Annotated in this window: 10 protein-coding genes; all 10 read left to right on the forward strand. The window is 60.4% G+C overall.

Features of this window, described 5'->3' with window-relative positions; genetic code table 11:
- Position 1: 1 nt before the first annotated feature.
- The 10 genes from nuoL to BUA94_RS21740 all read left to right on the forward strand — a co-directional run bounded on the left by nuoL (position 2) and on the right by BUA94_RS21740 (position 12976).
- Positions 2-2026, forward strand: a complete 2025-nt coding sequence (gene nuoL, locus BUA94_RS21695; RefSeq protein ID WP_073015471.1) for an NADH-quinone oxidoreductase subunit L — start codon at positions 2-4, stop codon at positions 2024-2026.
- On the forward strand, positions 2026-3546 hold the full coding sequence (locus BUA94_RS21700) for an NADH-quinone oxidoreductase subunit M (protein WP_073015472.1): 1521 nt from the start codon (positions 2026-2028) through the stop codon (positions 3544-3546). The genes nuoL and BUA94_RS21700 overlap by 1 nt, the downstream gene beginning before the upstream one ends.
- Before the next feature lie 24 nt (positions 3547-3570).
- Positions 3571-5013, forward strand: a complete 1443-nt coding sequence (gene nuoN, locus BUA94_RS21705) for an NADH-quinone oxidoreductase subunit NuoN (RefSeq protein WP_073015473.1) — start codon at positions 3571-3573, stop codon at positions 5011-5013.
- 59 nt (positions 5014-5072) lie between these two features.
- Complete coding sequence (locus tag BUA94_RS21710) at positions 5073-5822, forward strand: biotin--[acetyl-CoA-carboxylase] ligase (RefSeq protein WP_073015474.1); 750 nt, start codon at positions 5073-5075, stop codon at positions 5820-5822.
- Positions 5823-5943: 121 nt separating this feature from the next.
- Positions 5944-7611, forward strand: coding sequence for a ribonuclease J (locus BUA94_RS21715; protein WP_073015475.1), 1668 nt, complete (start codon positions 5944-5946; stop codon positions 7609-7611).
- A 57-nt stretch (positions 7612-7668) separates the two neighbouring features.
- Complete coding sequence (mce, locus tag BUA94_RS21720) at positions 7669-8073, forward strand: methylmalonyl-CoA epimerase (protein ID WP_073015476.1); 405 nt, start codon at positions 7669-7671, stop codon at positions 8071-8073.
- 559 nt (positions 8074-8632) lie between these two features.
- Positions 8633-8914 carry a DUF1467 family protein gene (locus tag BUA94_RS21725; RefSeq protein ID WP_073015477.1) on the forward strand — a complete coding sequence of 94 codons (282 nt, stop codon included), beginning with the start codon at positions 8633-8635 and terminating at the stop codon, positions 8912-8914.
- 601 nt (positions 8915-9515) lie between these two features.
- The gene (proS, locus tag BUA94_RS21730; RefSeq protein WP_073015478.1) at positions 9516-10847 is read left to right on the forward strand and encodes a proline--tRNA ligase; all 1332 of its coding nucleotides are present in this window, start codon (positions 9516-9518) and stop codon (positions 10845-10847) included.
- 60 nt (positions 10848-10907) lie between these two features.
- Positions 10908-12203, forward strand: coding sequence for a lipoprotein-releasing ABC transporter permease subunit (locus BUA94_RS21735; protein ID WP_073015479.1), 1296 nt, complete (start codon positions 10908-10910; stop codon positions 12201-12203).
- Positions 12204-12304: 101 nt separating this feature from the next.
- On the forward strand, positions 12305-12976 hold the full coding sequence (locus tag BUA94_RS21740) for an ABC transporter ATP-binding protein (RefSeq protein WP_073015514.1): 672 nt from the start codon (positions 12305-12307) through the stop codon (positions 12974-12976).
- Positions 12977-13385 lie beyond the last annotated feature (409 nt).

Here is a 13385-nt window from a genome sequence, read left to right on the forward strand (position 1 = left end):
AATGTACTCCGCAATCGTATTCCTGCCTCTGATCGGCTTTCTGATCGCAGGCCTGTTCGGCCGGGCGCTCGGTGCCAAGGCATGCGAATTCATCACCAGCGGCCTCGTCGTCGTCGCTGCGCTTCTGTCCTGGGTTGCCTTCTTCACCATCGGGTATGGCGAGACGGCTCTGGTTCAGGTTGAAGTGCTGCGGTGGATCACCATCGGCGCTCTTGATGTTTCCTGGTCCCTGCGCATCGACACGCTCACCGTGGTCATGCTGGTGGTTGTGAACTCGGTCTCGGCCCTGGTTCACATCTATTCCATCGGCTACATGCACCACGATCCGCACCGTCCGCGGTTCTTTGCCTACCTGTCGCTCTTCACCTTCGCGATGCTCTCGCTGGTGACCTCCGATAACCTGCTGCAGATGTTCTTCGGCTGGGAAGGCGTGGGTCTGGCCTCGTATCTGCTGATCGGCTTCTGGTTCCAGAAGCCTTCTGCGAATGCGGCTGCCATGAAGGCCTTCGTCGTCAACCGCGTTGGTGACTTCGGCTTCGCTCTCGGCATCTTCGGTGTCTTCGTTCTCTTCGACAGCATCGACCTCACCACCATCTTCGCCAAGGCTCCGGCCGTGATCGGCGCTGCTGGCGAGCATGGGGCGGAAGCTGCCGCCGAGCACGGCGCATCGGTTCTGAACTTCCTCGGCTACGCCCTCGACTCCCACAGCGCGATGACCATCGTCTGCCTGCTGCTGTTCATGGGCGCCATGGGCAAGTCGGCCCAGTTCCTGCTGCACACCTGGCTGCCGGACGCGATGGAAGGCCCGACCCCTGTGTCGGCCCTGATCCACGCGGCAACGATGGTGACCGCAGGCGTCTTCATGGTCGCCCGTCTGTCGCCGCTGTTCGAACTGTCCCACACCGCTCTGACGGTCATCACCTTCTTCGGTGCGACCACGGCTCTCTTTGCCGCGACAGTCGGTCTGGTTCAGAACGACATCAAGCGCGTGATCGCCTATTCGACCTGTTCGCAGCTTGGCTACATGTTCGTGGCTCTGGGCGTCGGTGCCTATTCGGTTGCCGTGTTCCACCTGTTCACGCACGCCTTCTTCAAGGCGCTCCTGTTCCTTTGCGCCGGTTCGGTCATTCACGCCGTTTCCGACGAACAGGACATGCGCAAGATGGGCGGTCTGCGGAAACACATTCCGGTCACCTACTGGACCATGTTCATTGGAACCGTGGCCCTGACCGGTGTCGGCATTCCGTTCACCCACATTGGTTTCGCTGGCTTCATCTCCAAGGATGCGGTCATCGAGGCAGCCTATGCCGGTCACAATGCCATGGCCCAGTACGGCTTCTGGCTGACCGTCTTCGCTGCCGGCCTGACCTCGTTCTATTCCTGGCGCCTGACCTTCCTGACTTTCCACGGCAAGCCGCGTGCTTCCGTCGACGTGATGAAGCACGTGCATGAATCGCCACTGGTGATGACGGCTCCGCTCTACATCCTGGCGATTGGTGCAGCGCTCGCTGGCATGGTCTTCTACGGTCCGTTCATCGGCGAAGCCTATGACGCGTTCTGGAAGGGAGCTCTCTTCACGGGTGCAGAGAACCACGTCCTCCACGCCATGCATGATGTGCCGGCCTGGGTGAAGGTGTCTCCGTTCGTGATGATGGTTGGCGGTTTCCTGGTTGCCTACCAGTTCTACATCCGCTCGCCGGAAACACCGAAGAAGCTGGCCGAGGACTTTTCGGGCCTCTACCAGTTCCTGCTCAACAAGTGGTATATCGATGAGCTCTACGACTTCCTGTTCGTCCGTCCGGCTCTGTGGATCGGCCGTCAGCTCTGGAAGAAGGGCGATGGCGTGGTGATCGACGGTTACGGCCCGAACGGGGTTGCCTCCCGCGTGCAGAATGTCACGACCTGGGTTGTCAAGCTCCAGACCGGATACCTTTACCACTATGCCTTCGCGATGCTGATCGGTGTGGCGGCCCTCATCACCTGGTCGATGTTCACCGGGGCCGGCACCGTCGGGGGAGCTCACTGATGATCGACTGGCCAATCCTAACCACCACGACCTTCCTGCCGCTGGCAGGGGTGCTGGCAATCCTGCTGGTGCCTGAGGAGACTGCGGACGACAAGCGCCGCATCCGGTTCGTGGCCCTGATGACCACGGTCTTCACTTTCGTTCTGTCCCTGTTCATCTGGGGCGGGTTCGACTATGCGAACCCGGGCTTCCAGATGGTCGAGACCAGCGAATGGCTGGGCGGTTCCATCAACTACAAGATGGGCGTTGACGGCATCTCGGTGCTCTTCGTCATCCTGTCCACCTTCCTCATGCCCTTCTGTATCCTCGCCTCCTGGGAGAGCGTGCAGAAGCGGGTGAAGGAATACATGATTGCCTTCCTGATCCTGGAAACGCTGATGATCGGCGTGTTCTGTGCCCTGGATCTGGTTGCGTTCTACGTGTTCTTCGAGGCAGGCCTGATCCCGATGTTCCTGATCATCGGTGTCTGGGGTGGCGCACGCCGCGTCTACGCATCCTACAAGTTCTTCCTCTACACGCTGCTCGGCTCCGTGCTGATGCTGGTCGCCATCATGGCCATGTACTGGGAAGCTGGCACGACCGACATCACGGTTCTGCTGCAGCATGACTTCCCGGCCTCCATGCAGACCTGGCTGTGGATCGCCTTCTTCGCATCCTTCGCCGTGAAGATGCCGATGTGGCCGGTGCACACCTGGTTGCCTGATGCGCACGTGGAAGCTCCGACGGCCGGTTCCGTCATCCTGGCAGGTATTCTCCTGAAGCTCGGCGGCTACGGCTTCCTGCGCTTCTCCCTGCCGATGTTCCCGCTGGCCTCCGACATGTTCGCGCCGATGGTGTTCACCCTGTCCGTCATCGCCATCATCTACACCTCGCTGGTGGCGTTGGCTCAGGAAGACATCAAGAAGCTGATCGCCTATTCTTCCGTTGCCCACATGGGTTACGTGACCATGGGTATCTTCACCATGACCCCGCAGGGCGTGCAGGGCGGCATCTTCCAGATGCTCTCCCACGGTATCGTCTCCGGCGCGCTCTTCCTCTGCGTTGGCGTGATCTATGACCGGATGCACACCCGTGAGATCTCCGCCTATGGCGGTCTGGTCAACCGGATGCCGAAATACGCTGTCGCGTTCCTGATCTTCACCATGGCCAACGTCGGCCTGCCGGGCACCTCTGGCTTCGTCGGGGAAATCCTGACCCTCATGGGTGCGTTTGAAGTCAACACCTGGGTGGCGTTCTTCGCGACCTCCGGTGTGATCCTCTCGGCTGCCTATGCGCTGTACCTCTACCGCCGCGTCGTCTTCGGTGCGCTGGAGAAGGAAAGCCTGAAGTCGATCCTGGATCTGGATCTGCGCGAGAAGGTCATCCTGGTGCCCCTGATCATCCTGACGATCTTCTTCGGTGTCTATCCGATGGCGATCCTCGATGTGACCCAGGGCGCCGTCGACAACCTGATCACCCATTACCACGCAGCGCTTGAGGCAGCCGGACAGGTGTCCCATGCCGCAGCCGCCGTGCACTAACGTACCGAAGGCGAGAGAAAGCCAATGTCCGAGATGACACACTTGCCAGATCTCATGCCCGTTCTGCCGGAATTGTTCCTGGCAGTCGGCGCAATGGTTCTGCTGATGATCGGCGTCTTCGGCGGTCCGCGGTCCAGCGCGCCGGTGAACGGCATCGCCATGGGCCTGATCGCGGTCGCCGCGCTCTTCGTCCTGCCCTTCGGTGCAAAGCTCGGGGAAACCTTCGGCGGCTCCTTCGTCCTCGACGAATACGCCTATTTCCTCAAGCTTCTGGTGCTGGTCGGGTCGTTCTTCGCCATCGCCATGTCCTGGGCCTATGCCAAGAGCCAGTCTTTCGACAAGTTCGAGTATCCGGTCCTGATCGTGCTGGCCACGATCGGCATGATGCTCATGCTGTCGGCTGGTGACATGATCACCCTGTATCTGGGTCTGGAACTGCAGAGCCTTGCGCTCTACGTGGTCGCCGCCATCAACCGGGACTCCGTGCGCTCCACGGAAGCTGGCCTCAAGTATTTCGTGCTTGGTGCCCTGTCCTCCGGCATGCTGCTCTACGGCATGTCGCTGGTCTATGGCTTCACCGGCCACATCGGCTTCAACGCGATCTCCGAAGCCCTGTCCCATGAAGGCGCGTCCATTGGTCTGGTCATCGGCCTGACCTTCATGCTCGCCGGCCTGTGCTTCAAGATCTCCGTGGTGCCGTTCCACATGTGGACCCCGGACGTCTATGAAGGCGCACCGACTCCGGTCACCGCTTTCCTGGCCGCAGCTCCGAAGGTTGCTGCCATGGGTCTTCTGGTCCGAGTCGTGATCGAAGGCTTCCAGCCGGTCACCCATGACTGGCAGCAGGTCATCGTCTTCGTGGCGCTTGCCTCCATGGCTCTTGGTGCGTTTGCCGCAATCGGCCAGACCAACATCAAGCGACTGATCGCCTATTCCTCGATTGGTCACATGGGCTATGCGCTGGTTGGCCTTGCGGCTGGCACGGAAAAGGGTGTCGAAGGCGTGATCGTCTACATGGCGCTCTACCTCGCCATGACCCTTGGTGTCTTTGCCTGCATCCTGTCCATGCGCCGCAAGACCGGCATGGTTGAAGAGATCACCGATCTTTCCGGCCTGTCGCGCACCAATCTGCCGATGGCAGTCCTGCTCGCGATCCTGATGTGGTCGCTGGCCGGTATCCCGCCCTTCGCCGGTTTCTTCGCCAAGTGGTATGTCTTCTCGGCAGCTGTCGAGGCAGGCCTTTATCCTCTGGCCGTGATCGGTGTGGTCCTGTCGGTTGTCGGTGCCTACTACTATCTGCGTGTCATCAAGGTCATGTTCTTTGATGAACCGGCTGAAGCCTTCGAGAAGATGCCCGTCGAATTGCGGGTCGTTCTCGGACTGTCCAGCCTGGTCGTCATCTTCTTTGCCTTGATGCCGGGACCGATTGTCCAGGGAGCCGCCACTGCGGCGGGGGCCTTGTTCTGACCCGTTCCCAGTCAGATCCGACATTTGCGAACCCGGCGCTCACTGCGCCGGGTTTCCGCATTGAATGGCACGAGAGTGTCGGCTCGACCAACACGCTTGCCTTCGACCATGCCCGCAAGGGTGACGCAGGCAATCTGTGGGTCGTGGCAGATGAGCAGACCCTTGGCCGCGGACGGCGGGGCAGGGACTGGTTCTCGCTCAAGGGCAATCTCTTTGCCAGCCTCCTGCTGATCAATCCGGCCGAGCAGGAGCGGCTCGGTGAATTGCCGCTGCTGGCGGCGGTTTCCCTGGCTGAAGCGGTGGATGCAGCCTCCGGCACCCATGGGCTGGCGGGCCTGAAATGGCCGAATGATCTGCTTGTCGATGGTGCAAAACTGTCCGGCATCCTGCTGGAAGCAGAGACGCTTCCCGGCAACAGACTGGCGGTTGTCCTTGGCTTTGGTGTCAATTGCGCCGCCCATCCGGAGCTGTCACTCTACAAGTCCACGGATTTGATGAGTCTCGGCTTCCGTGTCAGTGCCGAGGAACTGCATGGCCATCTTGCCCGGGTGCTCGGAAAATGGCTCAGCACCTGGCAGCGTCCGGGAGGGTTTGATGCCGTGCGCAAGGCCTGGCTATCGCGCGCCGTCCATCTCGGCAAGACCATCACTGTCCGCAATGGAGACCGGGAACAGACCGGTACCTTTGTTGATCTCGATCCCCGGGGACATCTCATCCTCGGTCTTGATAACGGAACCCGGCAAACCATCTTTGCCGGTGACGTTTTCCCGCAGGGCTCGCAGCCGGATGGCTCGCCCTCATCCTCGTAGAGCATGTCGCGTTCGAGAAAACGCATGGATGTGCTCTTACACTTAAACATCGATCAGCGTCTGGTCCTCCGCCGTATCCGGCATCCGGCCCGCTGATCCTGAGGCATTGGAGCTTCACTACATGGCATCTGCCAAAGACCTTGTTTTCCTGCCGCTTGGCGGCGTTGGTGAAATCGGAATGAACATGGCCCTCTACGGCATTGGCCCGGAGCATGACCGCTCCTGGCTGATGGTCGATTGCGGGGTCTCCTTCGCCGGTCCGGAACTGCCGGGCATCGATCTTGTCTTTCCGGACATCAAGTTCCTGGAAGAGGAAGCCGACCGGATTGTCGGCATGGTCATTACCCATGCCCATGAAGATCACTACGGCGGCATCATTCACCTGTGGCCCTATCTGAAGGTTCCGGTCTATGCGACGGCCTTCACGGCCGGTCTTCTCGAGACCAAGGCTGACAGCGAGCCGGGGGCGGAAAAAGTGCCCGTGACTGTCGTCAAGCAGGGCGACCGGATCGACATTGGCCCGTTCAATGTCGAATTCGTCACCATGACCCATTCGATCCCGGAGCCTTGCGCTTTGGCCATCCGCACCGAGGCTGGTCTCGTCGTCCATACCGGCGACTGGAAGATCGACATGACCCCGGGCGTCGGCAAGCCGATCGATCTGGACCGGCTGGCGGAACTTGGCCGGGAAGGGGTGATGGCCCTGATCTGTGACAGCACCAATGCCATCCGCGACGGCGTCAGCCCGAGCGAAGGCGATGTGGCGGTCGAGCTCAAGAAAGTCATCAAGAATGCACCGCACCGGGTGGCAATCACCACCTTCGCCTCAAACGTTGCCCGTATCCGGGCAATTGCCGAGGCCGCGGAAGCCAATGACCGGGACGTTGTGGTCGTCGGCCGTTCCATGCGCCGGGTGATCGATATCGCTGGCGAACTCGGCTATCTGGACGGGCTGAAGCCCTTCCACGACGAGGAAGCCTATGGCTACCTGCCGCGCGACAAGACCGTGCTTCTGTGCACCGGATCCCAGGGCGAGGAACGGGCAGCCATGGCACGCATTGCCTCCGGCGATCACCGGAACATTGCGCTTTCTCAGGGCGATACGGTCATTTTCTCGTCCCGCACCATTCCGGGCAACGAGAAGGCCGTTGGCGCGGTTCAGAACAACCTCTCCAAGTCCGATGTCACCATTGTCACCGACCGGGACGCTCTGGTCCACGTGTCCGGCCACCCGCGCCGGGGCGAGCTTGAGCAGCTCTACAAGTTGCTTTCGCCCAAAGTTGCGGTTCCCGTCCACGGCGAACCGTTGCATCTTGCTGCCCATGCCCGTTTCGCCCGGTCCCTGGGCGTGCGGGAAGTGATCCGCGGCAAGAACGGCGACATCATGCGCCTGAACGCCGGGTCTGCTGCGGTGATCGACGAGGCGCCCTCGGGCATTCTGGTCAAGGACGGGCTGATCCTGGACGATCCGGAGGTGACCGGCGTCAAGGAGCGGCGCAAGCTGTCCTATGCCGGGGCTCTGGTGGTGTCTCTGGTCATCAACAAGGCAGGCGAATTGCTGGAAGATCCGGAAATGGCGCTCATGGGCCTGCCGGATACGGATGATGACGGCGAGCCGATGGAAGATGTGGTTTCCAAGGCCGTGATCGGTGCGGTGACCAGCATTCCCAAGGCCCGCCGCAAGGACAAGGACCTGATCGGTGAAGCTGCCCGCAGGGCCGCCCGGGCAGCCGTCCTTGAGGTCTGGGGCAAGAAGACACAGTGTCAGGTGCTGGTCACCCGCATCTGAGGTTGAACGGGATCCTGCCGCTGATGGCAGGTCCCTCTGAATTGGGAGGTTGAGGCAATGATCGGACGTTTGAACCATGTGGCAATTGCCGTTTCCGACATGGAAGCTGCTGTTGCGGTCTATAGGGACACACTTGGGGCGGACGTTTCCGAAAAGGTTGCCCAGCCTGACCATGGGGTCAGCACGGTCTTCATCAATCTTCCCAACACGAAGATCGAACTGCTTGAGCCGCTTGGAGAAAATTCTCCGATCCTGAAGTTCCTGGAGAAGAACCCCTCCGGCGGCATCCACCATGTCTGCTACGAGGTGGAGGATATTCTGGCCGCCCGGGACAAGCTGCTGGCTCAAGGCGCAAGGGTCATCGGCGATGGCGAGCCGAAGATCGGTGCCCATGGCAAGCCGGTCCTGTTCCTGCATCCGAAGGATTTCCTCGGCACATTGACCGAGCTGGAACAGGCGTAAGGTCCCAGAACGACTGCATTGTGTTGCTTCATTCTTCCGGAGATTTTCAGGAGGAACCGTTGCTTTGAGGTGCCGGGCAGTTCCGTCCCGGCAAACATGTTACCGTGGTGCAAGCCTCAGAGCCAGGCAAGCTGATGGTGGTCACCCCGGACGAGCAACGCGAGATCCGGGGCCCACTCGCAAGTCCTCCGCGACAGTGGGATATAGTTCGTCTCCGGGATTCCTCCCGAGTGACAATGTTCATACGAAGTTCGGGCTCTTGAGTGGTCCGGTGCAGAGCTCTATGTCTTTGCGGCAAGACCGCTCTGCAAATGAGTAGGCCCCGGCTCGCGCTGCGCGTGGCCGGGGTGACCGGCAGGGCGGGGCGTCAGGGTTGCGTTTTTCCCATCTGGCGGAGCAGGTTTCCGGCGCGCGTCATTGTCGCAGGGCTGGCAGTGTTCTGCACTGGACATTCCTGCTTGAAATTGCCATCTGGGGGCTCGCCTTGTTTCTGTTCTGGCGTGGCCGTCGATCCGGCCAGCCTGCGGCAGTGGCGACGCTGAACCAATAGGATCCGCAGATGTCCATTCCTTTCGCGCTTGCAACCTACTTCATGATCTGGTGGATCATCCTGTTTGCCATCCTGCCCTTTGGCATGAGGCGCACCCAGGAAGAGGCCGGTGAAGTCGTGCCGGGCAGCGAACCGAGCGCCCCCGACAGGCCGCGCTTCCTGCGGGTGATCATCGCGACGACCATTGCCGCGACATTGATCTTTGCCGGCTTTCTCTGGCTGCGCCATTCGGGCATCACTTTGGAAGACCTGCCGCTGCCAAGCCCGCCGGGCAAGGCCTACGGCGGCTAAGGTCCGGGGCAGGCACGTCCGCATCATTCCCAGGTTCAGCCGCAAGTAAGCTCGCGTTCCGTCCTTGCTGGATAGGGGCAGGCTTGTCTGCAGGGCAGGCATCGATCCGGCCGGGGCTAGGAACGGCTCCTGAAGACATTGCACGGAAAAGATCAAAAAAAAAGCAGAGCCGAAGCTCTGCTAATTTAGTTCCGCGTCTAATTACCTCTCATCCCTCATCAAGCTTTGACACTGATGGGGCGGCTGCGAACCTTACGGTGCGCCAGAGAAGTCTTCCTCCCAAGACTCAGACCGCGATGCCTGTAAAGAGCTACCAATCAGTAGAACTAACGAGTGCCCTTGTTCTTATGCAGACGGACACTAGCCGAATGAAATCAGCTTGTCATCTATTTGTGCATGTCAGCACAAACTTTTTGCTTGCCGTCGGGTGATGCATCTTCACTTTGATTTCGTTTGGGTTTCGGATTTGCGTTGCTTGCTGGATTTTTCGCGGATTTCTGCAGGCTTTGGTTCCTTCGGACTTGTTTTTGCCGCGGGCTTGCGGTTTCACTGCGCCACACGCCGCATTGTGCGGCCGAAGTTCTGACCTGAGAGATCCCACATGCGCCTGTCCCGCTATTTCCTGCCCATCTTGAAGGAAACGCCCAAGGAAGCGGAAATCGTTTCGCACCGCCTGATGCTTCGTGCGGGCATGATCCGCCAGCAATCCGCAGGGATTTACTCCTGGTTGCCGCTGGGTTTGCGTGTGCTGCGCAAGATCGAGCGAATCGTCGAGGAAGAGCAGGCGCGCGCCGGTGCCATCCAGATGCTTATGCCGACCTTGCAGTCCGCCGACCTGTGGCGCGAAAGCGGGCGCTATGACGCCTATGGCAAGGAAATGCTGCGCATTCAGGACCGCCATGAGCGCGACATGCTCTATGGCCCGACCAATGAAGAGATGATCACCGACATCTTCCGGTCCTATGTGCGTTCCTACAAGGACCTGCCGCTCAACCTCTATCACATCCAGTGGAAGTTCCGCGACGAAGTGCGCCCGCGGTTCGGCGTGATGCGCGGCCGTGAATTCCTGATGAAGGACGCCTATTCCTTCGATATCGATCAGGAAAAGGCTGTCGAATCCTATAACCGGATGTTCGTTGCCTATCTGCGCACCTACAAGCGCATGGGCCTGACCGCTATTCCGATGCGCGCCGAGACCGGCCCGATCGGCGGCGACCTCAGCCACGAGTTCATCGTTCTGGCCGAGACCGGCGAAAGCGCCGTGTTCTGTCATGCGGATTACCTGACCAAGGACGTGCCGGGCGAGGATCTCGACTTCAACAGCGACCTGACGCCGATCGTCAAGGACTGGACCTCCCATTACGCGGCGACCGAAGACGTCGTCGACATGGCCGAATTCGAGGGCACGGTTCCCGAGGAAAAGCGGATTTCCGCCCGCGGCATCGAAGTCGGCCAGACCTTCTATTTCGGCACCAAATATTCCGAGCCGATGGGGGCCAAGGTTGCCACCTCCGAAGGCACCGAAGTCCCGGTTCACATGGGATCTTATGGCGTTGGCGTGTCCCGTCTTCTTGGCGCCATCATTGAAGCCAACCATGACGATGAAGGCATCATCTGGCCGGCGTCCGTTGCGCCGTTCCATGTGGGCCTGATCAACCTGAAGCCGGGCGACGAACTGTCGGATGGTGCCTGTGAAGCGCTTTACGCCAAGCTGGAAGCTGCCGGCATCGAAGTGCTCTACGACGACACGGATACCCGCGCCGGGGCGAAGTTCGCGACCATGGATCTGATCGGCCTGCCGTTCCAGGTGGTCGCCGGACCACGTGGCCTGAAGGATGGCGTGCTCGAGGTGAAGGACCGCCGTACCGGCGAGAAGGAACTTCTGTCCCCAGAAGCCACCTTCGACAAGCTGAAAGCGGCATTGACGGTTTAACCGCAGTCCCCGATCCTCAGCGATAAGGATTCGCAGGGGAAACAAGCAGGTGGACGACGCATGAGCGCGGACAAGAGTTCCAGCACGGGGGAAGCGGCAGGCAGCACCAAGCCGTTTGCCGCTTTCGAATGGATGATCGCCAGCCGGTACCTGAGGTCCCGGCGGAAGGAGACGTTCATTTCCGTGATCGCGGGTTTCTCCTTTGTCGGCATCATGCTCGGCGTCGCCACTCTCATCATCGTGATGGCGGTGATGAACGGCTTCCGCACGGAGCTTCTGGGCAAGATCCTCGGCATCAACGGCCATATGCTGGTGCAGCCGATCGACAGCCCGCTGAATGACTTTGATGCGGTGTCCAAGCGCATCGAGGGAGTGCCCGGTGTCGTCAGCGCCATTCCCTTCGTAGAAGGTCAGGCGCTCGTCTCCGGCCCTGGCAGCAGCCTTGGCGGCCTTGTGCGCGGCGTGCAGGAAAGCGGGTTGCGCAAGCTTCATCTCGTTGCCGACAACGTGCGCACTGGCACCTTCGATAATTTCGACAGCAGCAATGGCATCGCCATCGGCACCCGCATGGCCCAGCAGCTTGGCGTCAGCATCGGCGACAATGTGACCATCATTTCGCCCGGCGGCAGCGTGACCCCCATGGGCATCATGCCCCGGCGCAAGGCCTATCCGGTGGTCGCGGTCTTCGAGATCGGCATGAGCGAATATGACGGCACCTTTGTCTTCATGCCCTTTGCCGAGGCCCAGGCTTTCTTCAATCTGGAAGACAAGGCAACCGGCATTGAACTCTATGTGACCGATCCGGATGCTGTCGGCCTGATGCGCCAGCCCATCGAGGACGCAGCAAACCGGCCCGCTCTGGTGACGGACTGGCGCCAGCGCAATGTCACCTTCTTCTCCGCTCTGGAAGTGGAGCGGAATGTCATGTTCATCATCCTGACCTTGATCGTCCTGGTGGCCGCACTCAACATCATTTCCGGTCTGATCATGCTGGTGAAGGACAAGGGCAGGGATATTGCCATCTTGCGCACTATGGGGGCGACCCGGGGCGCGGTCATGCGTATCTTCCTGATCACCGGGGCCAGCATCGGCGTGGTGGGCACGATCGCCGGGTTCCTGCTCGGGCTCGTGGTTTGCCTCAACATCGAGAGCATCCGCCAGTTCGTCTCCTGGCTGACGGCCACCCAGCTCTTTGATCCGACGCTCTATTTCCTGTCGAAACTTCCGGCGGAAATCGACAATGGCGAGACCACCATGGTTCTGGTCATGGCGCTCGTGCTTTCCCTTATTGCCACGGTCTATCCGGCCTGGCGTGCTGCGCGCCTCGACCCGGTCGAAGCCCTCAGATACGAATGACCCCCGTAGACATCCCTGTGGAGACCCGCATGGCCGACGCCCGTTCTGGCGCATCCTCCCGCGCCACCACCAGCGCCGCTTCCGGCAAGTCCGTCCCCGCCATGGAACTGCGCGCCGTCAAGCGCAGCTTTTCTGAGGGAGAGAACGAGCTTCAGATCCTCAATGACGTGAACTTTGCCATTCATCCCGGCGAAATGGTGGCGCTTGTCGCCCCGTCCGGGACGGGCAAGTCCACGCTGCTGCATATCGCCGGGCTGCTGGAACATCCGGATGAGGGTGAGGTTCTGATTGGCGGCGTCAATTGCGCGGATCTCGGTGATGATGCCCGCACGCGTATCCGCCGTTCCGACGTGGGCTTTGTCTATCAGTTCCACCATCTGCTGCCGGAATTCACCGCGCTGGAAAACGTGATGGTGCCGCAGATGATCAATGGCCTTGGCCGCAAGGACGCAGCAGCCCGCGCCCAGCAGCTTCTCGACTACATGCGCATGGGCAACCGCTCCAGCCACCGTCCGTCCGAACTCTCCGGCGGCGAGCAGCAGCGTGTGGCCGTCGCAAGGGCGGTCGCCAATGCACCGCGGCTTCTGCTTCTGGATGAGCCCACCGGCAATCTGGATCCTACGACGGCGAACTACGTCTTCGACGCGCTTCAGGCCCTGGTCCGGGCCTCCGGCGTTGCCACCTTGTTTGCGACCCACAACATGGAACTCGCAGGCCGGATGGACCGCTGTATCACCCTGTCCGGCGGCAAGGTTCTGCCCGTGGAGTTGTAGGCTCCGCAAAAGTGAGGAAGTGGAGCTGTAGGCTCCACGAAACCGAGGATGTGGAGCGGCTGGTTCCCCGCGCGAGGGGCCAGTGAGCTCTTGAATCCTGAGTTCACGATAAAGGCTATTGGCCTTCGAGAGCCATCCCGGCCAGGCGAAGCGCGAGCCGGGATCGGAGCGCCGTGATGGCAAGGGTCTCAGAGTGCTGACTGGTCGAGAGGTATCGGTCGTCCCTCGTCCTTAAAGGCACCTTCTGACCAAGGGCACCAGTGCCAACTGGCGAGAATCCTGCCTGGAATCAGCCGTTTGACCAGCGTGGTTACCTTCTGGTAAGCAAAGTCAAGAAATAAGAACAAAAAGGGATTGCAATGAGAACAAAATGAAAACATACTCTCCTGGTGATGAGGTTCTTGGACAT

Origin of the sequence: Roseibium suaedae, from assembly GCF_900142725.1 — a bacterium.
Classification (GTDB): domain Bacteria; phylum Pseudomonadota; class Alphaproteobacteria; order Rhizobiales; family Stappiaceae; genus Roseibium; species Roseibium suaedae.

Bases quoted from the DNA above. Each gene is read 5' to 3' on its own strand.
- nuoL (WP_073015471.1), top strand. From the start codon at position 2: ATGTACTCCGCAATCGTATTCCTGCCTCTGATCGGCTTTCTGATCGCA.
- BUA94_RS21700 (WP_073015472.1), top strand. From the start codon at position 2,026: ATGATCGACTGGCCAATCCTAACCACCACGACCTTCCTGCCGCTGGCA.
- nuoN (WP_073015473.1), top strand. From the start codon at position 3,571: ATGTCCGAGATGACACACTTGCCAGATCTCATGCCCGTTCTGCCGGAA.
- BUA94_RS21715 (WP_073015475.1), top strand. From the start codon at position 5,944: ATGGCATCTGCCAAAGACCTTGTTTTCCTGCCGCTTGGCGGCGTTGGT.
- mce (WP_073015476.1), top strand. From the start codon at position 7,669: ATGATCGGACGTTTGAACCATGTGGCAATTGCCGTTTCCGACATGGAA.
- BUA94_RS21725 (WP_073015477.1), top strand. From the start codon at position 8,633: ATGTCCATTCCTTTCGCGCTTGCAACCTACTTCATGATCTGGTGGATC.
- proS (WP_073015478.1), top strand. From the start codon at position 9,516: ATGCGCCTGTCCCGCTATTTCCTGCCCATCTTGAAGGAAACGCCCAAG.
- BUA94_RS21735 (WP_073015479.1), top strand. From the start codon at position 10,908: ATGAGCGCGGACAAGAGTTCCAGCACGGGGGAAGCGGCAGGCAGCACC.
- BUA94_RS21740 (WP_073015514.1), top strand. From the start codon at position 12,305: ATGGAACTGCGCGCCGTCAAGCGCAGCTTTTCTGAGGGAGAGAACGAG.